Below are 24221 nucleotides of genomic sequence, written 5' to 3' on the forward strand. Positions count from 1 at the left end.
TTTTATTTTCAGTGCAGCTTTGCTAAAAAATATTGATTCGTTGCTCTTCAGTTAATTCATCCGCTTCTGAAGGCTCAAAAACTAAGACTACCGCCCCATAAGGAGCTAGTTGACCACGATGACCTTCTAACGAATTGTGTTCATTTGCCAGCAAAACTGTAAAATCTTCTTTGGTAAACCGGTCATCATCGAAAAATAGCGGCTGATCTGTAAGGTTGCAGCACACTAAGGCTGTTTGATTTCCTAGAGTACGTTCGTAACAATACAGATGATCACTTGTTTTTATTAAGTTAAAGGTTCCTTTAGTGAATAAAGGGGTTTGTTTGTATTTCAATAGCTTACGATAATAATGCAAAATACTATTTTCATCTGCTTCTTGTGCAGCTACATGATAACCCGCTTCTTGGTTAACACCGCTCCATGGAGACACTTCTGAAAAGCCGGCAAATGAAGTATCGTCCCATTGCATGACTCCTCTGCTCGCGTCTTTACTCGTGGCGTTTAATTCACGTAAAATGTGCTCATGAGAATAGCCTAGAGACAAAGCTTTTTCGTAAAATCCTTTAGCTTCCGGAGCTGCAAAATCATGGATCGTTGGGATTTCTAAATTTTTCATTCCAATTTCTTCGCCGTTTAAAATAAAGGGCATCCCTTTTTGCAGATACATCAACGTGGCTAACATTTTACTGCTGTTGTCACGGTAGTTGACGCTATCGCCAAAACGCGAAACGGCACGAGCCATATCATGATTGTTCCAATACAATGTAGGCCCGCCAAAATCCGCTAGTTTTGATTGCCACTCCACCATCGTTTCCTTAAAAGCCTTGATATCTAGTTTACCCGACTGCATCGTTAGCGGCAGACGACTATCTTTTCTAGCATCTTCTTCTGGGAAATAACGAAACGTAATCACGGCATCACAAGCTTCATTAGCGGGATCAGAGTAATTGACCGCCAAATCAATATTGGCTGAAGCAGCTTCGCCTACTAGAAAAACATCTGGGTGACGTTCGCGTAAAGCTTGGGCGAAGGTTTTCATATAATGATTCACTTTCGGCTGATTCGCATAATACTCTTCAGCTAAAACCAATTCCCCATCAATGACATTCGGCACATCGGGGTAACCATCAGCTTTATCCATATGAATAAATGCATCTAAACGAAAGCCGTCTATGCCTTTATCCAACCAAAAATTGACATTATCTAACATAGCTAATTGAACTTCAGGGTTATCCCAATTCAAATCAGGCATTTCCTTGGCAAATAAATGAAAATAATATTGATCACCGGCAGGTTCTTTTTCCCAAACTGAGCCTCCAAAAAAAGAAGCCCAATTATTCGGCAGCTGACCATTTGTTTTGCCATCAGCCCAAAGATAGTAATCACGGTATAGATTGTCCGGTCCCTTTAGTGCTTCTTGGAACCAAGGATGCTGATCTGAGGTATGATTCAATACAAAATCAAAAATAACTTTAAGACCTTTTTGATGAGCTTTTTCAATTAGTTCTTCTACATCTTGCATTGTGCCAAAAATCGGATCGATCGCACAATAATCGGCCACATCATAACCGTTATCAACTTGCGGCGAAATAAAAATTGGGTTTAACCAAATCATGGTTACGCCTAATGCCTGAATGTAATCTAATTGACTGATCAACCCAGGAATATCGCCTATTCCATCAGCATTGCTATCCTTAAAACTTCGTGGATACACTTGGTAAACAATTGCTTCTTTCCACCATTTCGTAGACATTTCTAACCTCCTAACTGTTTTATGCTTTCTCTGGTTTAAGAGTAACGAAAGACGTAAGCACTTACAATAGCAAAACGGTTGTTAGCGGTAACAAAAATAATCTTCTGCCGCTTAAAAAACTTGTTCTTTTTTAGGCGAATCGGTTTCTTTTAAAAGAACAACGGCGCCATAAGGAGCTAATATGACACAATTGTTTTCAACATCATTGCCCTTATTTTGGATCAAAACGCGCCATTCTTTTTCAACAATACCGTCTTCTTGCAGCCTTTCTTCTGTATCGGAAAAGTTACAAATAACAATCGCACGTTGATCGCCTAAAACTCGTTCATAAGAATAAAGGCTTTCTTTGGTTTCAAAAAGATGGAATGTTCCTTCTGTAAAGACAGGCATTTTTTTATACTCTAATACTTTACGGTAATAAGCTAAGATGCTGTCAGGATTTTTTTCTTCTGCTGCTACATTGAATTTTTCTTCACGGTTCACTCCGCTCCATGGGGCCATACTAGAAAATCCAGCATACTCCGAAGCATCCCACTGCATTGCTCCTCGGCTTACATCCCGCGCCGTACTGTTTAACTCCATTAAGATGTGCTCTTCAGTGTAGCCAAGGGCTTTAGATTTAGCATAAAAAGCTGCTGCACCAGGTGTTTCAAAATCGTGCGGGTTTGTATGGTACAAGTTTTGCATACCCAGTTCTTCTCCATATAAAATGAAAGGGATGCCTTTTTGAAGATACATCAAAGTCGCCAGCATTTTACTGCTGTTTTCTCGGTAATTTTCAACCTCCCCAAAACGTGAGACTGCTCGCGCCATATCATGGTTGTTCCAATAGAGCGCTGGTCCTCCAAAAGGATCTAATTTCTTTTGCCATTCTACCATGGTTTTTTTAAAGGCTTTTTTGTCCAAAATAGCATGCTGCATATTAAACGGCAAACGCGGATCTTTTACCGAATGATCTTCTGGAAACAACATGAAGGAAATAACGACATCACACATATCGTTTTGGGGGTCTGAGTAAGCGACGGCTAGGTCCGCATCAACCGAAGCAGCTTCGCCTAATATAAAGACATCTGGTTTAACTGTGCGCAAAGCACTGGTTAAATCCTGAATATAGTTTTTGATATTTGGCAGATTTTCGTTGATGAGTTGTGCAGAGACTAATTCTCCATCCCGCAGTGTCGGTTCACTAGGAAAATCATCTAATTTATCTAGATGAATAAAAGCATCTAGCCGGAACCCGTCTACACCTTTATCTAACCAAAATTTTCCGATATCGACCATTGCTTTAGCAACATTAGGATTGTCCCAATTTAAATCCGGCATTTCTTTTTTAAACAAATGAAAATAGTATTGGTTTCCGACCGGTTCTTTTTCCCAAACGGAACCGCCGAAAATCGAAGCCCAATTGTTGGGCAAGTCGCCATTGGGTTGAGCATCATGCCAAATGTAAAAGTCACGATGAGGATTATCCGGTCCTTTTAGCGCTTCTTGAAACCAAGGGTGTTCTATCGATGTGTGATTTAAAACTAAATCAAAAATAATTTTTAACCCGCGTTTGTGAGCCTCTTCGATTAATTTTTCAGCGTCTTCCATTTTCCCAAAAATAGGATCAATAGCATAATAATCTGAAACATCGTACCCGTTATCGACTTGAGGAGACTGAAATATGGGGTTCAACCAAATCGCATTTGCGCCTAACCGCTGGATATAATCTAAATGCTGAATAACGCCTGCTAGATCCCCTATTCCATTCCCATCTGTATCTTGAAAGCTTCTAGGATATACTTGATAAACAATTGCTTCTTTCCACCACTTTAATTGCTGATCAACCATTTTTTACACCTCCGCCAAGATTTTGATTGTATTCCTCTATTTATCTTAGTTTAATCAATTTAGAATGAGATAGCCAAAATTATCTCTTTCGACATTCATCGAACTAGATGAACCAAAAAGCAAGGACGTTAAAGCCTTCAAACAAGCCATTAAAGGTTCGATATCTAATGGGCCGCAGTGTTTACAATGTATAGATTTTGTTTTTTCCTTGTGTTATCCTTATGAAGTTAAAAGAACGATTTTCCCACATAATGATAACCAGTAAGGAGATTTATTCATGAAAACAAGTTCTGTTTCCAAAAAATCAATAGCGGATTGGGAAAACCAATTTCCATTGCTAAAAACGATCACTTCAGCCGATGAAGTCTTCTGGGTGAACCCTAATAAAGAAGATTTTAAAAAAGCTGCAGCAAAATCAACTTTATCAAAAGCCGATGTAGATGACGCAGATGCTCGCCTCGCACGTTTTGCAGCCTATCTGAAAATTGACTTTCCAGACACTGCACCAACTAATGGCATAATCGAATCGCCGATCACTGAAATCTCATCTATGAAAAACTATCTTGAACAAACACTTAAGACTTCTATCGAGGGTAACCTATGGTTAAAACGCGATGACTTACTGCCAATTGCGGGGACCATCAAAGCACGAGGCGCCATTTATGAAGTATTGAAACACGCTGAAGAACTGGCTTTGAAACACGGCCTGTTGTCTTCTATCGATGAAGATTATGCCGTTTTTGCAAGTGGCCGATTCAAAAACTTCTTTGCCAATTATAAAATTGCGGTCGGAACGACTGGTAACCTTGGCATCAGCGTCGGAACGGTTGGAGCAAAGTTAGGCTTTGATGTTACTGTTCATATGTCAGTAGAAGCCAAACAATGGAAAAAGGTCTTCTTACGCAGCCGAGGTGTAACGGTTATTGAGCATGAATCTGATTTTACCCAAGCAGTCACTAAGGGACGTCAACAATCAAAAATCGATCCAACCAGTTATTTTGTGGACGATGAGCATTCGCTTGATTTATTTTTAGGATACACCGTAGCAGCCAATCGGCTCAAAGACCAACTAAGCGAGAAAAACATTCTTGTCGATGCCGATCATCCTTTGTTTGTTTACTTGCCCTGTGGTATTGGAGGGTCTCCCGGCGGGATTACTTTTGGATTGAAACAAGTTTACGGAGATCACGTTCATTGTTTCTTCGCTGAACCTACCCATGTTCCTTCCATGTTGATCGGGTTGATCACTGGAGAATACGATAAAGTTTCAGTTAAAGATTTCGGCTTGGACGGTTTGACAGTTGCAGATGGTTTAGCAGTCCCAAGGACATCAGGTTTTGTAGCCAAAGTATTAGAAGATTTTTTCAGTGGAGCTTATACGATCGACGACCATATGACCGATCAGTTGTTAAGTGCTTTGATCGACCAAGAACAAATTTTTCTTGAGCCCGCTGCTTTAGCTGGTTTGCCGGGTGCCATTCGTTTGTTCCAAACAGATGCTGGAAAAGAGTATTTAGCTGCTAATCACTTAACTGCTAAAATGGCTAATGCCACTCATATCGCCTGGGCAACTGGTGGCAGTATGGTTCCTAAAGAGGATATGGATCGTTTTTATGAAAAAGGACGTCAAACGGTAAACTTGCATTAATTTTTGATCAGGCTTGTTCAGAAAATAGGATTACAACAATCAATGCTTGCATCAAATTGATCAGTGCGTTTTTAACCCAATAAAAGAACCAAACTATTCCATTTTCTTTCTCGGAATAGCTTGGTTCTTTTTCATACTCCTACCTTACAACAAAAAAGTGTTCCAACTGAAAGTTCAAATGCTAACCATCGATCAGCACTTGGATTAGCGATGAGGAGCAAAGACAGAAATATAATTATGGAAAACTTCTACCTCAATTGGAAAAGTCGGTCCCGAATCTCCATCAACGGTACAGACAAACGATTCTGTACCTTTTGTACTAAGAGTAGCTTTTTTAAATTTTTTCAAAAACAGCTTATTCGAATAGTCTTCGCTATCACGAAACAGCTCTGGAATAAGGGCAAGTTTCTCAACAGCGGTTGTTTCCCGCAGCCCCAACAGTTGTAAATAACCGTCGTCAATTTCAGCAGAAGAAAAAACTGTTCCAATTCCGGTAACTGAATTGCTTAAAGCGACTAAAACCATACTAAAACGCTCTTCCCAAGTTTCTCCGTCTACCGTTAGTTCAAAAAGAGTTGTGCGCTCATCATTCAGCGCTTTTAAACCTTGAAATACATAGGCCAACGGTCCGAACTTGGTTTTAGAATCGACATCTACTTCTTGAACCGACTCAGGAATAGGGCCAACTGAAACAGTGCTGACAAAATAAGTTTCATTCACTTTCCCAATATCGATTTCCTTTCGGATAGCGGTTTTCATTTCAGCAATCGCTTCTTCCGGCTGCATAGCAATGTCTAATGCCCGTGCGAAATTATTTACAGTCCCTAAAGGGATCACTCCCACACATGGACGATAGCCGTGCTTGGCTATTCCGTTGATTCCTTCATTGATTGTCCCATCTCCACCCATTAAAAACAGCGCATCATACTGTTGAGCAGCAGCTTCATCGGCAAACTGCATAGCATCTCCTGCTTTTGTAGTTACCTTTACCGTCATTTCATCAAATTGATTTTCTAATTCATTTTTTAATTGATCAACGTATTTTTTTGCTTCTTCACTACCTGATGAAGGATTGACCACAATCATCGCTTTTGCCATTTTGAACATCCGCCTTTTCAATTGGTCTTTTTTTATCCTTAGCTTTTCATTTTCTTGTGGTTCCTCTGCTAATCAAATCGGGTTGAAATAAAACTTCTCCTTGTGGAGCCCCTGCTTGTTCAATTTTATTTAGGAGCATCTTGGCGCATGCCACTCCCATTTCGATAACAGCTTGTTTGATTGTCGTTAATTGGGGAAAAGCAATTTGATCCAAGAAAACACCATCGTATCCAATGATGCCAAAGTCTTCAGGTATGTTTCCGCCCATCTCTACAATTCCTCGTTCGATGCCGATAGCTAACCGATCTGAACTGCAAACAAAAATAGTGTTTGGTGAGAACATCTCCCAATTTTCTTGGATAAATTGAGCAGCATAACGAGAACGATTTTCAAAACGATAAATTTTAGATGACAGCTGATTTTTTTTCATCGTTTCAGTGTACCCTTTTTCTCTGGACTGTTCAAAAAGTTCCTTAATATCGATCCCAATAAAAATAATGTTTTCGTAACCCAAATTAATGGCATATTGTGTGGACATAGCTGTTCCACTTTGATTATCAGAATCGACAAAATCATAGCCGTGGCGATTTTCACCAAATAAGACGACTGGCTTAGTTGCACGTCCAATCCATTCATAATCTTTTTCTCGAACACCGCACATGATGTAACCGTCACATGAACCAATATCAAAATTATTTTTAGTTACTAATTGCAATGAATAATGGCGAGTATCTAGTTCCTGAGCGATACCTGTCAGTAAATTCATATAATAAGGTTCAGTAGTATCCATCTCTTCTAAAATAAATAGTTTAATGATCTGGGTACGATTATTAGCCAATGCTTTAGCTGCCACATTAGGCCGGTAGTTCAATTCTTCCATCGCATTAAAAACAAGTACTTTCAGTTCATCGGTCACTTGTTCTGGATGATTGATGACTCGTGAAACGGTCATTTTAGATACATTCGCTTTTTTCGCAACATCGTTTAACGTTGTCATGCAGATTCTCCTTTTTTACGAAGCTCCTATTACTGATTAATCTTTTTTTGTTTTTTCAAGCGGTCTCTTCTGCTTTATTATCGCCTGTGTGAAAAGAAAAAACAAGCTATAGTGTAAACGGCTTTAATAAAAAATGTGATCCGACAGCAGTCAAAAGAATCAACTGCTGTCAGAACACGCTTTAATTTTTTACAACATCCAATTTTTCCTGACATTCTGGACAAATCCCATAAACTTCCATGCGGTGACGAGTCACTGTAAAACCGGTCAAGTTATGTGTAACTTCTGCAACATCATCCAAACCTGGATAATAAATATCTTCAATTTTTCCACAATTTTCACAGATAGCATGATAATGTTGCGTTGAAGCAAAATCAAAACGGCTTGATCCGTCACCATAGGTCATTTCTTCCACAAATCCAATTTTAGTAAAAAGGCGCAGGTTATTGTAAACTGTCGCTACACTAATATTTGGAAAACGCTCTACGAGTGAACGGTAAATTTCATCAGCCGTTGGGTGACTATGCGCTTCAATTAAATACTCTAGTACAGCATAACGCTGTGGAGTGATGCGTATGTTTGAAGCTTTTAACTTTTCAATCGATCGAACGACCATTTGATTAATAGCCAAGAGAGTTTTCCCTCCTTTTTTTATTTTCTGTAACATTCCCTTTAATTTCTTAAAGTTTTTCTGTCTTTCTTAATGATAACGTTTATCACTTAAGAATACAACTCTATGGTTTGAAGCAAAAAGAACTTTTATTGGCTTTCTTTCATAATAACTGCGAGATCTGCCAGTTCGCTTTTCAATAAAGCAAATCATTGCTATAATAGGAGAACTAGCATAAAATAAGAGAAAGAAAGATCAGGAATGATTTTAATTAGGAGAGGATATTTTTTATGAGAATTGGAGCAAGGACTCTGAAAACAGGCATTGCCATTACTCTTGCTTTAGCGATACCGTATTTTCTAAACATGCAGGGGGCTAGCGTTTTAGCAGCTATTTCGGCGATTTTTGCTTTACAGCCATCATTAAAGCGATCTGTAAAAACCTTGAAAGACAGAGTATTTGCCAACCTTATTGGCGGAGTTGTTGCCATTATTATGAACCTAACATTAGGCAATCACTTTATGTTTGTAGGATTAGCTGCGGTTTTATTGATTGCTATCTTAAATCAATTTAACCTTGGTCCGGTGATCGGCCTTGCAACTGTGACTTTGATCGTTATTATGATGTCGCCGGGTGACAATTTTATCTTGTCCGCTTCCATTCGAATCTTAGCGACATTTATTGGTGTTGTTATCGCCTTTTTGGTTAACACTTTATTGTTTCCTCCAAAATATGAAGAAAAATTGTATCATTTAATTGATTACACAACTTCTGAAATCATGAAATGGATACGGGCTAGCGTTCGGAAAAACATTGAGTATTCTATCTTAAAAAAAGATTTAAAATGGGTAAAGTCAGAACTGGATCGCCTAGATGTTTACTTTTCTTTATTGAAAGATGAAAGTACGTATGTTAATCAAAAGAAACGAATCCAAAATTTAAGAAAAGTTGTTGTTTACCGTCAAATCATTTCGACAACTAAAGTAGCTTACAACTTAGCTAAGATACTGCATCTCCACGAAAATTCTTTTAATCATTTCCCTGAAGAATTGCGAATCCAGATTCGGGAACGTTTAGAGACCTTGATGAGTGCTCATGAACAAATCCTATTAAAGTTCAACGGGCGTGTTTCCCCAGATGAAGTAAACTTCATTGCTTATAAAGAATCATTAAGGACTAAATTAATGCAATCTTTTTTTGATGAAGCCAGTATGGAAGTAGAAATAAATAAAGACTATACACAAAGCAATGCTGTTATTCATATTATGTCAAGTATTTTAAAGTACGAAGAATATTTACTGCATTTAAATACTTTGGTCACTAGCTTTAAGGGAAATGATTGGAACCCCGAAACTCAAATTGACAACATTGAACACATTGAACAGTAGAAAAAATGATAGAACCAAAAAGGCTCAACTTCTGCTAAAAAACAGAAGTTGAGCCTTTTTTGATGTAAAAATGATTACAGACCGCTTGTGGTGTCAATAGGCGCATTTAATTGTTCAATAAATAGTTTCGAATAAATCTCCGCTCCTTTAGCATTCAATTGCTTTGCATCATCAGCTAATGTATCAGACAAATCTAAGTTATTCGTTTCCAACTCAGCTTCATATTCCGCATGCAGATCAAAAAGAGGAATAGCATTTTCTGCTGCAATTGTAATTGCTTGATCTAAATAGCTCGTATAATCTAAGGTTCTTGAATTGAAGTCTCCTTGGCGAATACTGCTTGGATTTGGCGTTACAAAAATGACCAGCGCCTCCGGCAAAGCTTTTTTAATAGCTTCATAAGCCTCGCTTAAATAGCTGCCAGAATCAGCCAAACTAATGTCTCTTACTTGATCTCCATAAACAGGAAGCTGAAAAAAAACGATATCTGAAGGTTCTTCTGCTAAAGTTGCTGCAGCATTTTCTTCCAATAAACGGTAAGAATCAAAATCTGGAAAAGGAACACGATGAACCGAGACATTTTGATTGGTTTGTTCCATTATGTAGTTCTCAACAGCAGTAGGCCATGTTTCATTTTCTGAAATATCTCCGTAAAAACTGACGGTTGCTGCTTGTTTTTTTAATGTAAGATAAGTCAAGTAATCTAAAACGGATAACTTCTCTCTTTTTTTCTCAAAATCTTCTAATTGCCCACCTGTATCTGCTGAAGATTCTTTTTTTGTCGAACTGTTAGCACTCGCTTCATTACCGGTTGGATCTAATAACTGAGCTTTTTGGTTTTTTTGGTAGTCCATCCCAAACCATATGACAGCAACAGTTAAACTAAATAATAATATAAGGGCAAAGCCTTTTTTCTTCGTCACGCATGATTCACTCCTTCATTTTTACTATTTCACCCGTTATTATACCACAGCTTAATTGTGTAAAGAAAGACACTTTTCTATATTCACTTACTCCTTAAAACGGTTCTTTGCCAAACCGTGTTAGTAGTTCTTAGAGGTTATAATTTTCTCAGGAATTTACGTGTTTGCTTATAGAAAGCCAAAGGACCTTCTGGAGCCCTGTCTCCAGTTTATCAAGCCTCTTCATGGCTACAAGCAGCCATTATCCCTCCGAAAATTTCAAGTTTGTAACATACAGTTATTTCGCTTACTAACTTCAAAAATGATAGAACTCCTTAAAACAGAAAAAAGGCACCTGCAGTAATAGAGGTGCCTTTTTCAAAAAAAATCATCGTTTGAGAATAACCATCTCATCCAGCAGAAGACCGTTTATTTGTTTGCCAATTGGCGATAACGTTTGTACCATAAGTCAACATATTCCTTAGAAAACGGACCTTTTTCTTCATTGATCCATTCAACTAAAGTTTTAACGTTTTCTTTTAAAATATGGTCGATATCATCAGGATAGCCCCACAATTTGCTATGGTCTTCGTACTCATCTACATCCAATAAACGTTTTTCGCCATCGGGAAATACCTTAATATCCAAATCATAATCAATATACTTCACTCCTTCGTCGTCTAAGGCGTAAGGCGAAGCAAGGTTGCAATAATACGAAATGCCGTTGTCGCGGATCATTGCGATAATATTGAACCAATAATGTTTATGAAAATAAACAATTGCCGGTTCTCTTGTTAACCAGCGTCGCCCATCTGACTCGGTCACCAATGTATGGTCATTGCACCCAATTAGAGATTGATCGCTTGTTTTAAGAACCATAGTATCTCGCCATGTGCGATGTAAACTTCCATCGTGTTTATAGCTTTGGATTGTGATGTATTCTCCTTCTTTTGGAACATGCATCCCTAACCCAACTTTCCTTTTCTCATAAACGCGTAGCGAGAAATTAATAAATAACTCCAGAGAGTGAATCAGTTCACTCGAACTCATTGATATTATATCACAAATTCATTCATTTAAATCAAAAAAGCTATTATTAAATGAAAGAAAGATGAGAAATCGTTATTTAAAGGGTAATAAAAAGGCTTATTTCCAAACAAGTGTTAATACGACAGCAAAATAAGCCCCATTAAGTAAAAAGACGCTTTTTCTACTTAAGGGGTTTAATTTGTTTGTTGATTATTTGTTTTCCATCTTTTCCAGATAACTTTGCCACATCTTCATTTGTGGGCCTGGAAATGTATAATCATTAAAATCATCGGGGTGCACCCACCGGCAATTTTCAGGTATTTTTATGTTTTCTTTTGACATTTGCCCGTAATAAACAGCGATGAACCACTTTAAGTGACTAAAAATATGCACTATTTCATCAAATGGCTGCTTCATCAGTGTCGGTTCAACGCGATAATGAGAATTCAATTCAGTCAATAAATTTGACAGTACTTGGTCTTGCTTCACTTCAGATTTCACTAAATGCAGTTTTCCTGGTTTAATATTTATTTCTTGTAAAACCGAACTCTCTTTTATTAAAGGAAAAATCCACATATTTGCCAACAACCCATTTGCAGGGCGCTTTTCCAACAGGAATTCATTCTTTTCATTTTTGATCAGCGCTCCAACATAATAAACCGGCTCAGCTTTTTTCTTTTTGCTCTTCACCGGATATCTTTCCCACGTCCCGTTTAAATAAGAAGCATTGAATTCAGCAATTGGGCTTAGTTCTGGATGATAATTTTTAGGCGTACAAATGCTTGAACCCAGATCCATAAAAGCCTGATTAAAATCGCCGGGTTTGTATGGGTCGATTAACTCCCGCATAACCGCTTCAAAAATTTTTCGGTTGCCAGGTTTTGCAATATCTGCATCAATTTCAAATAAACGACTTAATACGCGCATAACATTGCCATCAACAGCTGGTTCTGGTAACCCGAATGCCATGCTCGAAATAGCCCCTGCCGTATAAGGTCCAATGCCTTTTAATTTAATGATTTCTTTTGGATCGCGAGGCATCTCACCGTTATATTCTTCTGAGATTTGGATAGCTGCTTTTTGCAGATTTCGAACCCGCGAGTAGTAACCTAAACCTTCCCAGGCCTTCAATAACGTATCTTCTTCAGCTTCAGCTAAAGCTTGAATACTGGGAAACTTTTTCATGAAATTCAAATAATATGGAACGACAGTATCGACACGCGTTTGCTGCAGCATGATTTCCGATACCCAGATTCGGTAAGGATCGTTGTTGATGCGCCAAGGCAGCGTTCGTTTCTCTAAATCATACCAACTTAAAAGAGTTGCACGAAATCGTTCTATTTTTTCTTGCGGCCACATTTCAATGCCGTAAACTTCTTTAATCGTTTCTGCTTGCGCTTTACTTAATACATTTTCATTTTTCATTCTGCTTGATCTTCCATTTCTTTTTCTTCAATAAATTGATTGATCAAGTCACCAGCAAATCCTTTTTGAAACAGGCTGCTTTTGACTTTTTGTGCTTTTTTATACCCTTTCAATTTAGCTTGTTTACGCCAAATTTTATCTCCCTGTCTTTTGATTGCTGCATATTCTTCATCTTCTTCTTTTTCAACGGTTACTTCTTCTAGCACTTGTGTAATGATATCTGCATCAAATCCTTTTTGCATTAAATTTTGACGCAATTTATTATTGGTTTCGCGACTAGAATATTGCCCAGAACGTCGAATAACTTTTTCTGCTAACTGGACTCCGTTCTCAACCATTTGATCAAATGGGTATTGTTCGGCAGCTTTTTCAATATATTCTTCGCTGATCCCGCGTTTTTTTAATTCTTGTTTAATAACACGAGGACCTTTTCCTCCGACATTTGCACCAGTACGCGTATAACTTTCTGCGTACATCAAATCATCTAGATAGCCTTGTTCTTTTAATTGCTCAACAACTTCATCGGCAGCATCTGAAAAGTCATGTTTTGCTAAATCATCCCGCACTTCTTTTTCTGAGCGCAGTCCATAATTCAAATAGTTCAAAGAACGTACATATGCTTTTCTTGTTCCGTCTTCTGACTCTAATTCTTCACGAAACGCCTCAGAGACTTCCATCCCTTTGTGTAATGAAAACTTAATTAAAATAGCTTCATCCACTGGAAAAGCATATTCTTCATCTAAATAAATATTGTAGCGCCCTTTTCTTTTTTGTGTTCCTATTTTAGTTATTTTAGGAACAGAAGAACCCGCTTCTGATTTATTTGAGGAAAGGATTTCTTTTAATAAATCGTCTTTCATATTGATCTTCCTCCTCTATTCTTATCTATGCCATTATAGCATAAAAACATCCTCTAAACAGAACAGAAGTTTGGTTTGAGAAAACGTAAAAATGATGACGAGATTCTCTTCGTCATCATTTTTACTGAAAATTATTTATTTTTTAAAATCATCCCGTAATGGATCAACGAAAGGTTGCCCAGTGATTGTACCACTATCAAAACGAGGCAAAGATTCAGAATCTTCAACGGCTGTTTCGCGAGCATTTTCTGTTTCAAAATCCGTTGAGTCTTTCGGTCTGCCTTGTAAAGGGTTGTCTGCTGGGTCGTACTCTTGCTTAAGAGTTTTGTTATTAGCTTTAATTGTTTCATCCTGTTCGTGAGGCTTAGTCTTTGAACCTGTTTTTTTATTTTCTTGAGCCGTTTCATCGATTTGTTTGTTTTCTTTGGTTATTTCAGGAACTACTGTATCGACGACCCCTTCTCTATAAGAAGGATCAGCTGCTAAATTGGTGACCGGCATCGTCGTCTCCGTTGTACTAGATACTGGTTCTTCTACAACCGTAGTTGGTTTTTCAGCCGAAATCTCATCTTCTTCTAGTGAAAACAACTTGTCATCATCCTCTTTAGTGCGTTTGCTGAGTTGTGTGTCACTATCATTGTAATGAGCACTCTCACCAGCAGGGTAAGAAGAATTCTTGACTATTCTTGTTCCGCTTCCTCCTTGACCAATCGGTGTTCCTTGTCTCGCTCGGCTAAACCCGCCGCTGGAGTCTGAGGGTTGATTATTTTTTCCGGAAAACGTTTTCGCTTCATCTGCGGTGGACATTTGTTCGCCTAAACGACTATCTTGATCATTGTAATAAGCGCTCTCACCCCTCGGTGAAGTCGTATTTACCACTGTTTTTTTTCCACTTCCTGCTTGTCCAATTGGTTTTTCTTGTTCTACCTTGGCAAAAGCTTCAGACAAATCAACTGGCTGATCGTCTAGATTGTGCCGGGTAGGAATGTCTTTTTTTTCTTCTACTAAAATAACGTAATTCCCCATTTTGATGGCATCGTTGTAACGCAATGCCGTTTGTTTATCGATACCGTAATGTTCCAAGGCTGCTGTTTCGTCAACATCGGTAAACATTTCTTTAAATTTTTCCCAAGCTGTTTTATTTCCATCAGCGGGAACACGATCGACTTCAACAAGCGTACGATTACGAATATTTGATTGATTTTCACGACTTGTGACAATCACTATGTCGCTCACTAAACGTCCTTCACTTAGTAACCGTTCTACTGCACCGATAGTTTCATCAACTGTCTGATATGAAGATTCTACTACTTTAGTCATCCTTTGATCGCTCCCATCATTTTTTCTATTTATTTATTGCCTTAACCGTTGACTACCACACCGCCATTTACATGAATCGTTTGACCAGTAACATAACTAGAGTCAGAGCTAGCCAAGTAGACATATGCCGGTGCTAGTTCATAAGGCTGTCCCGGACGTTCTAATGCGCCGTCTTTCCCCCAGCTTTCCAGTTTTTTTTCTGGAAAAGTAGCTGGAATCAAAGGCGTCCAAATTGGACCTGGAGCAACACTGTTGACTCTGATTTTTTTGTCGGTAACTTCTTTATTTTGTGAGAAAGAGCGCGTAAAGGAAACAATCGCTCCTTTCGTTGCCGAATAATCCAGCAAGGTCGAGCTGCCGCGGTAAGCCGTGATCGAAGACGTGTTAATGATCGAGGCTCCTTTAGGCAAATGAGGCATCGCTGCTTTTGTCAGGTAAAACATGCCAAAAATATTGGTTCGGAAAGTTCGGTCCAATTGCTCTGCGGTGATATCTCCGATTTTTTCCTGATAATGCTGCTCACCGGCATTGTTTACCAATACATCTAACGTGCCCCACTCAGCGATAAGTTTGTCGATGACTTCTTGAGCAAAAGCTTCGTCGCCGACATCGCCTTTATAAACTAACGCTTTTTGACCGATTTCTTGAATTCTATTTTTAGTGAATTGTGCATCTTCATCTGACTCAAAATAAACGATCGCTACATCTGCTCCTTCTTTAGCAAAAGCCAATGCTGCAGCTTGTCCGATTCCACTATCGCCTCCGGTAATCAAGGTTTTTTTTCCTTTTAATTTTCCTGCGGCTAAGTAATCTGAGCTTTCTGTTTGTGGTGTTGGATTAACATTTTCACTTTCATCATCCATCAAATAATCTGCTTTAGGCTGTTGTGTCTTTACTTTTTCTTCTTCACTCATTTTTAATCCCAACTTTCTTTACCTTTATTTTCTCTCTATAGAATCATCGTAACAGATAAATAAAACGGATACAAAAAAGAACGCTTGTTAAAGTTTTGTTTTTTCTGTATTCGCTTCTTTTCAACTGCAGACTGCTCTTTGGTAAGCCTAATTTAAAAAAATGAGGCACGATTTTTTAATCGGCCTCAGCTTTTTATTATTTGCTTTCATCATCTTTAATTGTTTTTCCACCGGCGTCTTCATATTTATTACTGTAATAAGCATCGCTTTCCGGAATGTTTTTATGAGCATCCGGATGCTGTTCTTGCTTCGGTTCCGCATTCAAGGGCGAAGTCGTTGGTTCAGTATCTTCTCCAACCACTCCAGTACTGATGTTATCTGGGTAAACATGATTTCCTTCTTCTACTTGAACCGAATCCTCATCTCCTGTTAATTGCGGAAGAGTGTCTAGTGACTCACCGTCTTGAGTTGTTTCCTTTTCTGCTGGCGGTGTAGGATTTTTATCCGGCGAAGAAGCAACAGACGTTCCTTGTACATCTTCTCTAGCCGATTGTGCTTTTGTCGGATCGTATTGTTCTTCTTCCCCAGATACGGGTTTCATTGGTTCTTTTGTTGGCATCTTGCTGGGTTTTTCTTTATCTGTTTCTTCTGTTCCTGTCATAGCTGTTTCATGGTGGTTTTTCCCGCCAAGTCCAGGATCAGATAAAGCTTCAGTTGATCGATAATCTTTTTCTTCAGTAGAAGCCTGCTTTTCGGCAGCGCTGCCGTTCTCATTTCCATTTAAGACTTCTTCATTAACGGTTGACAGTTGATCATTATTGGCTGGAGCAGTACTATCTAATAAAATAATCGTTTCGCGGTTCTCTAACGCTTCGCTAAAATGTTCGGCAGCATCTTCGTCTACTCCGTATTCAATTAAAGGATTCGCTCCATTTTCGGCATTGTAGTTGCCAAAACTAAACGTTTCTTTGATTTTATCCCATAACGAAACATCTTCATCTGTTTCTACTGCTTCTACTTCTACTAAAGTTAAATCTTCTAATTCATCTTCGTGTTTATCATCCGTAATGATCAGAATTTCATCCGCTACATATCCTTCATTCAATAAACGTTCTACCGCTTTTACTGCTTCGTCTGTGGATGTATAGGTTCCTTCTACTCGTCTTTCCATTATCTTCACACTCCATTTTCCAATTTTATCGTATTTCATTTAACCAAACAGAATAACTGTGGAAATGTTGTCTGATACTTTTGTAACTATTTACTATCCTTACTATTCATAATAGCAAAAATCAAAAAGGCAATCAAAGAAGAACACTTCAATCAACAGTTTTCACTGTTTTTCATTTCTCCTACCGCTGACAGGAAAGAATACACTATCAGCTTTATTCGCCTAGTCTGTGTTCCACTTCTTCTTTACTTATAAGAGAAAAGCGGTTAAGACATTTATGCCGCTTTTCTCTTTTTTCATTCACCAAATTTCAGGATTTCAGAAAAAATAAATCTATTTTATCACCGTTTTAAACCGAACTTTTTCCCCTAAATATGCTATACTAATAGGTGCAAATTAACGAAGACGAGACCGGTCTTTGATAGGAGTGTGACCGTCAAGTGAAAGGGGAACATAAAGCTGTGATTGTGTTAGCTGGAATGATTGGTGCTGGAAAAAGTACTTATACAAAATTAATATCTGAAGCTTTAGGAAGCGAGGCTTTCTATGAAAGTGTCGACGATAACCGGATTTTAGAAAAATTTTACGAGGATCCAAAACGCTGGGCTTTTTCCCTGCAGATCCATTTTTTAAATAGTCGTTTCCGGAGTATCAAATCTGCTTTTCTACATGAAAATAATGTCTTGGATCGTTCCATTTACGAAGATGCTTTGTTTACGAAAATAAACCATGCAGAAGGCAATATGAGTGATGCGGAAATGGATACTTATTTGGATTTGTTAGATAATATGATGGAAGAATTAGATGGCATGCCAAAGAAATCGCCCGATTTATTGATTTATTTACGCGGGTCCTTGGATACTGTTTTAAGCCGCATTGAGAAACGCGGACGTGTTTTCGAACAGATTGAAGGAAACGAAGGGTTGTTAACCTACTACACCCATCTTCATGAACAATACGATGACTGGTTTAAAGCATACGATAAAAGCGCAACTATGGTAGTTGATATCGATACCTTAGACTTAGAAAATCCTGACGATGCTGTGGAGATCATTGAACGTGTGAAAGTCCGGTTAAATGAAGTACGCTCAGAAGCTATGGTGGCTGAATAATTAAAAAAGACAAACGATGAATGTTCATCGTTTGTCTTTTTTTGTCTTCTTGTTTTGCAGCCAAACGCAACCAAACGTTTGCGAAGCAGGCATGATAGCGGCACTTCGACCATGATTATCGTAAGCTTTAAAATAAAGTTTTCCATTTGGATCATAACCATAAGCATATACCACTACCCAATGGTTTTTATATGAACTGCCTAATAAACGCGCTGTTCCAACTGCAACGGGCAAAGGATCAGGACGATCCAACAATTCGACTACTTTTTTATCAGGGATAAAACTCATTCTCGCATGATAATCTGGATTGTATTTCAATACGACATTCAATCCATGCCAAAGGTCCCAAGGAAATGTACCGCGATAAGCAAAAGTTTCATCAATGACTGTTTTTAATCCGGTCAATAAAGACGTTTTAGATACATTAAGCCCATAAGTATGTAAGTAAACATCATGCAGCAGTACTGCACTGACATACGTTCCGCATATGCCCGGTTTTTGATTATTGATCCACGAACGGTATTTGTTAAAGCGAGTGGGTTTTAAACCTGTCCACTTTTGAGGGTGCTGTGTGTGTTTTTCTTTCATTCTGATGGTTCCTTTCCGCTTACACTTTATTCAAGTTTAACATGAAATAAATAAACGCATTTTATATTTTCAGTTCAACTCAACTCAAAAAAACACTGACGAAAGAAAGCCATTCTTTGCCAGCGCTAATGTTAACTCACTTTAAAAATGAATTGAAAATCCCATAGCCAATTCTGCAGCATCTGTCACTGTTTCAGAAAGAGTTGGATGCGCATGTACCGTACGGGCTAAGTCTTCCGCGACCATTTCCATATCAATAGCCAATGCCAATTCTGCGATTAAATCCGCTGCCCCAGCGCCCGCTACTTGTGCACCGACTATCTTTTCATCATCTGGGTGTAGAATCAGCCGAATAAAACCCGCCGGCTGGTTCAGCGATAACGCACGTCCATTTGCTTTCATAGGAAATTTACTAATCGTGTGCTTGATTTCACTTACTTCTGCTTCTTTCAACGTCATGCCTACAGTAGCTAATTCAGGTTCTGTATAAACGGCTACCGGCATCGCTTTCGCTTGAACTTTAGCATCTCCGCCAGAAATGATCTCTGCAACTAACTTCCCTTCGTAACTAGCTTTATGCGCGAAAGCTCTTCCGGGAACCACATCTCCAATACCGTAAATTCCAGGTACTGTAGTCTTTAACTGATCGGTTACCGTTAATTTACCGCTTGCGGTTAGTTCAACACCCGCTTTTTCTAAATTCAACTGATCGGTATTCGGTTTTCGGCCAACGGTCACCAAGACATAATCTCCTTCCACGGTGCTTGGAACACCACTAGCTTCGTAACGAATTATGACTCCTGTGTCAGTCTCTTCCGAATGCGCTGCAGTTACATTTGTAATAACGGTTACACCTTCTTCAACAAAGTTTTTTTTAACCAGCTCAACTAAATCATCATCAAAAAAAGAAATGATTTTTGGGTCTTTTTCTAAAATCGTAACTTTTGACCCAAAATTACTAAACGCTCCAGCTAATTGAGTTCCGACATACCCGCCTCCCAAAATAATCAGGTGTTTTGGGATTTCTTGAATATTTAATCCGCCTGTCGTATCAACGACCCGTTTTCCAAACGGAATGACATATGGTTCGTTTAAAAGTTCGACCGGTTTGCTGCCCGTAGCGATCACAGCATTTTCAAATTCGATTTCTTGTTCGCCTTCTGTCGTTGTGACGATTAAATTTTTTTGGTTTTTAAAAGAAGCCGTTCCTCGAATAATCTCGACGTTATTTTTTTTTAATAAGCCTTCTACGCCTTTCGTCAACGGTTTAATAACTTTATTGTCTTTCCATTCCTGCATTTTTTGAAAATCGATTTTAACATTGGTCGATCGTACTCCAAAAACTTCTGAGTGAATGGCTTCATAATAGCGATTGCCTGCTGAAACTAATGCTTTTGATGGGATACATCCGACATTTAAGCAAACCCCGCCGATATATTCTTTTTCAATAATAGTGATTTTTTGTCCTAATTGGGCTGCTCGAATAGCTGCGACATAACCTCCAGGGCCAGATCCGATGATCACCGTTTCTTTCTTTTCCATTATTGTTTTCATCCTTTCCGTTCTTACTATCGTTTAACCGAAAGCGAATTCAACACTTATTATTTATTATATCGTTTTTTACAACAAAAAAACAATTCTTTTGCTTGCCCCGGTTATCAAGCAGTTCATAGTTCAGCTCCTATCTCCAACACAGTCACTACATTAGGCAACTAGCAATCGTTTGTTTTCAATTATCGTTATCATAGCTGGGTTGGTCTTTTCGCTTCAGTTTCCAAATAAGATAACTTAATTTTAAACTACTGCGCGCTACGAGATAATTCATTTGTAATTTTTTATCGTTTAACTCACTTAATTTATAATGATATAAGTTTTTTTTGAGATCATTTACCATCCAACCGTGGCTTATCTTTTGCTCATAAGCATACATTAATAACTCTAAATTAAAAGTCATGTATTGTTCTTTTAATTTGATCACATTGATTTCTGCCAAATCTTCACACAACTCTATCACTCGCGACAATGCAGTTAGTCCTGATAGATTTTCTTTATCTGTGATGAAAGAAGAAAAGGTAAACAGATATGGGCTCTTCACATAATGGTAATAAGGCGTAGGAGTATAGATGATTTTCTCGCTTTTTAAAAAACATTGGATACACATCAACAAATCTTCGAAAAGATAAATGGTTGGATCGAACCGCAGACTAGGAGGCTGTTTGAACAAATCCATCAAAAAGAGTTTGTTGTTCATAAACCCATATTGCTTCTTTCGGTTTAGTTCTTTTTGAAGCGCTTCTTCCCTCTGCCATTCAATAACTTGGTGCGGTCCAATATACTTGCTATTGCTGCCAAAGTCTTCTTCAATGTAGCCGCAAATAATAATCTCTGCTTGAGTTTTCAGCATCAGTGAAATCAAATTTTCAAACATCACCTCATCTACACGATCCATTGAACTCACAAAGCTTACATACTTTCCTTTAGCGATCAATAGTCCTGCATTATAAGCAGACGAAAGTCCATTTCTTTTTTTGTGAATGACTTTGAAACGAGAATCTGCCCTGGCAAAACGTTCGCAGATTTGCCCACTGGCGTCCGTCGATCCATCATCCACTAAAATGATTTCCAGTTTATGATAGGTTTGGTATCTTAAATCATTCAAACATTTTACAAGATAGTTTTCCGCATTATAAACTGGAACAATAATGGATATCATTCGTCTGCCTCCTTCAGTTTATTTTATGTAATCTTGCTCTGATAAAACACTAGCCATTTGATAAGACTGCAGCTTAACAAATGACTAGCTGCCAATAAACGTTTTACCATAAGTCGTTGTTTTTTTCTTTTACTTTTTGCGAATATAAATAACGTTTTAATTTAAAAAACAACAGATAAAGCCAGTACATCAGTTCCGTGTTATCCCAACGATACAACCCTACTAGAAACCGTGCTTCAAAAGACGAGATAGCTATGGCTTCTGCTTGCCTTTTGATTTCTTGATTATCTAAAACCCTTCGAAAAAAATTTAATTTGTCTTTTTTGGGGATAGCCTGGTCCTTTTTATATAAAAGAGCTAAACAATTGAAAATATACCGCATATACGTGCTGGCATAAACACGCAGCTGCTCTTCAGTATTCATGTGGTAATAATAATAAAGTTGTTTTCTGGCAATATTATAGTACTGCATTTGTTGGTACAACCGTTCACAATAACGCGGTTCACTATCCAGTTCATTTTGCTCATGGTAATGGTAATATTTATTCGGGGTAAATGTTATTCCGGTAACTTTTCTTAAATACGCTATATTGAAAAAAAGATAGTATCCTGTTATTTCTTCATTCAACAAAAGGAGTTGATTGTCTTCTATCAGGGTTCTGCGGTACATTTTATTCCAAATGTGGTGTAACTGTTTTTCCTTATCAAACTTTAAAATAGCATTGACAATGTTTTTTCTCCCCAAAAAAGTCGAATTCCAATTAGAAGACCTGCTGGTTTTTGTCTGAAGATTACTGTCATCCGTTGTAACCTCGCATACTGCCAAATCGACCCGGTTCAATTCAGTATTGTAATACATTTCTTCAGCCATCTCTTTTTCGATCCAATCTTTTGAGTGAATAAAAAGAACCGTTTCTCCTGTAGCAGCCTTCAACCCTTTGTTCAGAAGTTCATGCAGTCCATCTTTTTCAGAATAAAGCACTTGAACTCGTGGATCATATCGACAATATTCTTCATAAAGTGTGGTGTTTTGGTTCATTGTTTTGTGATCGATTAAAATAATTTCAATTTCTTCCAACGTTTGTCCAAAAAGACTGCTCATACACCGCTGAACTTCCGCTTGTGTACTGGAAACTGGAACAATAATAGAAACACAGATAGTCTTCTTCAAAACTCCCCCTCCTCAAAATGAAGGAACACCTAAAGAAATAGTCATAGTCCTAAAAGTATTCTAGTCATTCAACCGGTCGTGCTCATCAGATGGCAAATGACTAGAAAAAACACTTTAAATTGAGTTCAATAAAATGAATCGTGGTGGCCTTTCTTTTCTACTCCATAATAACTGCTATTCATATCTTCATTTTCCACTGTTCCATTGAAAACAGAACCAATAATCGTAGCTTTGGACATCTCCAATAATTCTTTAGCTTTCATAACCGAGTCTTTGGTCGATATTCCTTTACGAATAACAAAAATAGTACCGTCTGCCATATTCGCCATAATCTGAGCATCTGCTACAGCAATGATAGGGGGAACATCCACAATGATCAAATCAAATCGTTTTTTCAAATCATTCATCAGTTGCTGCATCCGTTTAGAAGCCATTAACTCAGAAGGATTAGGTGGAACGGGTCCGCACGTTAACACAGATAAGTTGCTAGAACCGATTTTGTGAATAACGCGGTCCTCATCTAAACCTTTGGTAGACAGCAGTGTTGTTAACCCATCCCGGTTGGTCAATTTAAATAAGTTATGAATAACCGGTTTGCGCATGTCCGCATCTATTAGTAGGACTTTCATGCCCTGCGAAACAAATGAGAGCGCTAGGTTTGACGCTATTGTTGATTTCCCGGCTCCTGATTCAGCAGAGGTAACAACGAAAGTTTTTAATACGTTGTCAACAGAAGAAAATTGAATGTTAGCTCTAAGTGTGCGATATTGTTCAGAAATACGAGAAGCAGGATGAGTAACCATTTCTAACTCTGAAGGGTTACCTTGTTTTACAGTTCGTGTATGTTTTCCTTTTAAGAATGCTAACATAATATCTCACCTTCCTAAATACGATTTTTATTTTTTACAGGAATTGTGTCCAATGGTACGTCAATGGTATTTTCTTTCATCATTTTAGTTTCTGCATTTTTAGATTCTGAGATATTTCCTAAGGGTACCCACTCTAATACTTCTCGGATGAACTGTTCATCTTGAATGGTGCGATCATATTTTTCGAGTATCAAGGATAGCAAGACGCCTCCACCTAATCCCATGACCAAACCTAAAATTAAATTGATTCCCAAATTTGGTGAAATCGGAGCCAAGTTCGGTTTCGCAGTTGAAAAAATCGCTACATTTCGAACGTCCATTAACGTTCCTATTTCACTTTTAAAAATGTTCGCTGTTTCATTGGCAATTTCTGCCGCAAGATAGGGGTTCGCATCTTCAACAATAATGGAGAAAACTTGTGATTGGTCGCTGCTTTCGACTGTTATTTTTCCAGCTAATTCTTCGATAGACAGAGGTGTTTTTAAATTGTTGCGAACTTCTTCCAAGATGACCGGTCCTTTAATCACATCTTTATAGGTATTGATCAATTGAATATTCGTTTGAACATCGTATGCTTGTCCGAATTCGCTTGCTCCAACAGTATGTTTCACCAGCAATTGCGTTGAAGAATGGTATTGAGGAGTAAGCAAGTAATATGTTATGCCGCCAGAAGCAACCAAACCTAAGAATCCTAAAACAAGGATCATACTAAATCTTTTTTTAAGAACCGCTACAGTTGCTTTTAAATTTATTGATTCATCAATCATTTTTGCCATCTCCCAGCTTTATTTTTTTTCCAATAGTTTCAATAAGTAAATGA

21 protein-coding genes are annotated in these 24221 nt (G+C 38.1%); 3 read left to right on the plus strand and 18 right to left on the minus strand.

The window, feature by feature from the left end; genetic code table 11:
- Nucleotides 1-22 precede the first annotated feature (22 nt).
- On the minus strand, nucleotides 23-1753 hold the full coding sequence (locus tag JHE06_RS07035) for a glycoside hydrolase family 13 protein (protein WP_201088314.1): 1731 nt from the start codon (nucleotides 1751-1753) through the stop codon (nucleotides 23-25).
- 111 nt (nucleotides 1754-1864) lie between these two features.
- The gene (locus JHE06_RS07040; RefSeq protein ID WP_201088315.1) at nucleotides 1865-3586 is read right to left on the minus strand and encodes a glycoside hydrolase family 13 protein; all 1722 of its coding nucleotides are present in this window, start codon (nucleotides 3584-3586) and stop codon (nucleotides 1865-1867) included.
- A 277-nt stretch (nucleotides 3587-3863) separates the two neighbouring features.
- On the opposite strand from JHE06_RS07040, the gene JHE06_RS07045 reads away from it, so the two are divergent.
- Nucleotides 3864-5234 (plus strand): D-serine ammonia-lyase, encoded by a 1371-nt coding sequence (locus JHE06_RS07045; protein ID WP_201088316.1) that lies wholly within the window; start codon nucleotides 3864-3866, stop codon nucleotides 5232-5234.
- Between the two features lie 204 nt (nucleotides 5235-5438).
- Here JHE06_RS07045 and JHE06_RS07050 read toward each other — a convergent pair whose 3' ends face one another.
- The 3 genes from JHE06_RS07050 to JHE06_RS07060 all read right to left on the minus strand — a co-directional run bounded on the left by JHE06_RS07050 (nucleotide 5439) and on the right by JHE06_RS07060 (nucleotide 7945).
- Entirely contained in the window at nucleotides 5439-6332 is an 894-nt protein-coding gene (locus JHE06_RS07050; RefSeq protein WP_236253477.1) for a diacylglycerol/lipid kinase family protein, read from the minus strand.
- Between the two features lie 46 nt (nucleotides 6333-6378).
- The gene (locus JHE06_RS07055) at nucleotides 6379-7329 is read right to left on the minus strand and encodes a LacI family DNA-binding transcriptional regulator (protein ID WP_201088318.1); all 951 of its coding nucleotides are present in this window, start codon (nucleotides 7327-7329) and stop codon (nucleotides 6379-6381) included.
- 181 nt (nucleotides 7330-7510) lie between these two features.
- The gene (locus JHE06_RS07060) at nucleotides 7511-7945 is read right to left on the minus strand and encodes a Fur family transcriptional regulator (protein ID WP_156413315.1); all 435 of its coding nucleotides are present in this window, start codon (nucleotides 7943-7945) and stop codon (nucleotides 7511-7513) included.
- Nucleotides 7946-8229: 284 nt separating this feature from the next.
- On the opposite strand from JHE06_RS07060, the gene JHE06_RS07065 reads away from it, so the two are divergent.
- On the plus strand, nucleotides 8230-9327 hold the full coding sequence (locus JHE06_RS07065) for an FUSC family protein (RefSeq protein ID WP_058918705.1): 1098 nt from the start codon (nucleotides 8230-8232) through the stop codon (nucleotides 9325-9327).
- A gap of 74 nt (nucleotides 9328-9401) precedes the next feature.
- Here the strand turns inward: JHE06_RS07065 and JHE06_RS07070 are convergent, their stop codons facing one another.
- The 7 genes from JHE06_RS07070 to JHE06_RS07100 form a co-directional block, all read right to left on the minus strand.
- The gene (locus JHE06_RS07070; RefSeq protein ID WP_201088319.1) at nucleotides 9402-10250 is read right to left on the minus strand and encodes an SGNH/GDSL hydrolase family protein; all 849 of its coding nucleotides are present in this window, start codon (nucleotides 10248-10250) and stop codon (nucleotides 9402-9404) included.
- Between the two features lie 408 nt (nucleotides 10251-10658).
- The gene (ntdP, locus tag JHE06_RS07075) at nucleotides 10659-11192 is read right to left on the minus strand and encodes a nucleoside tri-diphosphate phosphatase (protein ID WP_058918707.1); all 534 of its coding nucleotides are present in this window, start codon (nucleotides 11190-11192) and stop codon (nucleotides 10659-10661) included.
- Between the two features lie 276 nt (nucleotides 11193-11468).
- Nucleotides 11469-12683, minus strand: coding sequence for an A/G-specific adenine glycosylase (gene mutY, locus JHE06_RS07080; protein ID WP_058918708.1), 1215 nt, complete (start codon nucleotides 12681-12683; stop codon nucleotides 11469-11471).
- Nucleotides 12680-13543: a recombination regulator RecX gene (gene recX, locus JHE06_RS07085; RefSeq protein ID WP_058918709.1), complete on the minus strand. Its 864-nt coding sequence runs from the start codon at nucleotides 13541-13543 to the stop codon at nucleotides 12680-12682. Before recX ends, mutY begins: the two co-directional genes overlap by 4 nt.
- A 135-nt stretch (nucleotides 13544-13678) precedes the next feature.
- Entirely contained in the window at nucleotides 13679-14863 is a 1185-nt protein-coding gene (locus JHE06_RS07090; RefSeq protein WP_201088320.1) for a general stress protein, read from the minus strand.
- A gap of 41 nt (nucleotides 14864-14904) precedes the next feature.
- Nucleotides 14905-15777 carry an SDR family oxidoreductase gene (locus JHE06_RS07095; protein ID WP_058918711.1) on the minus strand — a complete coding sequence of 291 codons (873 nt, stop codon included), beginning with the start codon at nucleotides 15775-15777 and terminating at the stop codon, nucleotides 14905-14907.
- A gap of 196 nt (nucleotides 15778-15973) precedes the next feature.
- Nucleotides 15974-16948 (minus strand): general stress protein, encoded by a 975-nt coding sequence (locus JHE06_RS07100; RefSeq protein ID WP_201088321.1) that lies wholly within the window; start codon nucleotides 16946-16948, stop codon nucleotides 15974-15976.
- A gap of 440 nt (nucleotides 16949-17388) precedes the next feature.
- Here JHE06_RS07100 and JHE06_RS07105 point away from each other — a divergent pair, with 440 nt between their 5' ends.
- Nucleotides 17389-18060 carry a deoxynucleoside kinase gene (locus JHE06_RS07105; RefSeq protein ID WP_236253478.1) on the plus strand — a complete coding sequence of 224 codons (672 nt, stop codon included), beginning with the start codon at nucleotides 17389-17391 and terminating at the stop codon, nucleotides 18058-18060.
- Between the two features lie 24 nt (nucleotides 18061-18084).
- On the opposite strand, the gene JHE06_RS07110 is transcribed toward JHE06_RS07105, so the two are convergent.
- The 6 genes from JHE06_RS07110 to JHE06_RS07135 all read right to left on the minus strand — a co-directional run bounded on the left by JHE06_RS07110 (nucleotide 18085) and on the right by JHE06_RS07135 (nucleotide 24168).
- Nucleotides 18085-18648, minus strand: a complete 564-nt coding sequence (locus tag JHE06_RS07110; RefSeq protein ID WP_201088322.1) for a dihydrolipoamide dehydrogenase — start codon at nucleotides 18646-18648, stop codon at nucleotides 18085-18087.
- A gap of 141 nt (nucleotides 18649-18789) precedes the next feature.
- Nucleotides 18790-20202 carry a dihydrolipoyl dehydrogenase gene (lpdA, locus tag JHE06_RS07115; protein ID WP_058918715.1) on the minus strand — a complete coding sequence of 471 codons (1413 nt, stop codon included), beginning with the start codon at nucleotides 20200-20202 and terminating at the stop codon, nucleotides 18790-18792.
- A 175-nt stretch (nucleotides 20203-20377) separates the two neighbouring features.
- On the minus strand, nucleotides 20378-21361 hold the full coding sequence (locus JHE06_RS07120) for a glycosyltransferase family 2 protein (protein ID WP_058918716.1): 984 nt from the start codon (nucleotides 21359-21361) through the stop codon (nucleotides 20378-20380).
- A gap of 103 nt (nucleotides 21362-21464) precedes the next feature.
- Nucleotides 21465-22532 carry a glycosyltransferase family 2 protein gene (locus tag JHE06_RS07125; RefSeq protein WP_058918717.1) on the minus strand — a complete coding sequence of 356 codons (1068 nt, stop codon included), beginning with the start codon at nucleotides 22530-22532 and terminating at the stop codon, nucleotides 21465-21467.
- 125 nt (nucleotides 22533-22657) lie between these two features.
- A complete protein-coding gene (locus JHE06_RS07130; protein WP_082664169.1) occupies nucleotides 22658-23401 on the minus strand; it encodes a CpsD/CapB family tyrosine-protein kinase in 744 nt (247 codons plus the stop codon).
- A gap of 14 nt (nucleotides 23402-23415) precedes the next feature.
- Complete coding sequence (locus JHE06_RS07135; protein ID WP_058918718.1) at nucleotides 23416-24168, minus strand: YveK family protein; 753 nt, start codon at nucleotides 24166-24168, stop codon at nucleotides 23416-23418.
- Nucleotides 24169-24221: the final 53 nt, after the last annotated feature.

It is taken from the genome of Carnobacterium sp. CS13 (assembly GCF_016653495.1).
GTDB classification, from domain to species: Bacteria; Bacillota; Bacilli; order Lactobacillales; family Carnobacteriaceae; genus Carnobacterium_A; species Carnobacterium_A antarcticum.

Coding starts and splice junctions, on each gene's coding strand:
- JHE06_RS07035 (WP_201088314.1), bottom strand. CDS start 1,753: ATGTCTACGAAATGGTGGAAAGAAGCAATTGTTTACCAAGTGTATCCA.
- JHE06_RS07040 (WP_201088315.1), bottom strand. CDS start 3,586: ATGGTTGATCAGCAATTAAAGTGGTGGAAAGAAGCAATTGTTTATCAA.
- JHE06_RS07045 (WP_201088316.1), top strand. CDS start 3,864: ATGAAAACAAGTTCTGTTTCCAAAAAATCAATAGCGGATTGGGAAAAC.
- JHE06_RS07050 (WP_236253477.1), bottom strand. CDS start 6,332: ATGGCAAAAGCGATGATTGTGGTCAATCCTTCATCAGGTAGTGAAGAA.
- JHE06_RS07055 (WP_201088318.1), bottom strand. CDS start 7,329: ATGACAACGTTAAACGATGTTGCGAAAAAAGCGAATGTATCTAAAATG.
- JHE06_RS07060 (WP_156413315.1), bottom strand. CDS start 7,945: ATGGTCGTTCGATCGATTGAAAAGTTAAAAGCTTCAAACATACGCATC.
- JHE06_RS07065 (WP_058918705.1), top strand. CDS start 8,230: ATGAGAATTGGAGCAAGGACTCTGAAAACAGGCATTGCCATTACTCTT.
- ntdP (WP_058918707.1), bottom strand. CDS start 11,192: ATGCATGTTCCAAAAGAAGGAGAATACATCACAATCCAAAGCTATAAA.
- mutY (WP_058918708.1), bottom strand. CDS start 12,683: ATGAAAAATGAAAATGTATTAAGTAAAGCGCAAGCAGAAACGATTAAA.
- recX (WP_058918709.1), bottom strand. CDS start 13,543: ATGAAAGACGATTTATTAAAAGAAATCCTTTCCTCAAATAAATCAGAA.
- JHE06_RS07090 (WP_201088320.1), bottom strand. CDS start 14,863: ATGACTAAAGTAGTAGAATCTTCATATCAGACAGTTGATGAAACTATC.
- JHE06_RS07095 (WP_058918711.1), bottom strand. CDS start 15,777: ATGAGTGAAGAAGAAAAAGTAAAGACACAACAGCCTAAAGCAGATTAT.
- JHE06_RS07100 (WP_201088321.1), bottom strand. CDS start 16,948: ATGGAAAGACGAGTAGAAGGAACCTATACATCCACAGACGAAGCAGTA.
- JHE06_RS07110 (WP_201088322.1), bottom strand. CDS start 18,648: ATGAAAGAAAAACACACACAGCACCCTCAAAAGTGGACAGGTTTAAAA.
- lpdA (WP_058918715.1), bottom strand. CDS start 20,202: ATGAAAACAATAATGGAAAAGAAAGAAACGGTGATCATCGGATCTGGC.
- JHE06_RS07120 (WP_058918716.1), bottom strand. CDS start 21,361: ATGATATCCATTATTGTTCCAGTTTATAATGCGGAAAACTATCTTGTA.
- JHE06_RS07130 (WP_082664169.1), bottom strand. CDS start 23,401: ATGTTAGCATTCTTAAAAGGAAAACATACACGAACTGTAAAACAAGGT.
- JHE06_RS07135 (WP_058918718.1), bottom strand. CDS start 24,168: ATGATTGATGAATCAATAAATTTAAAAGCAACTGTAGCGGTTCTTAAA.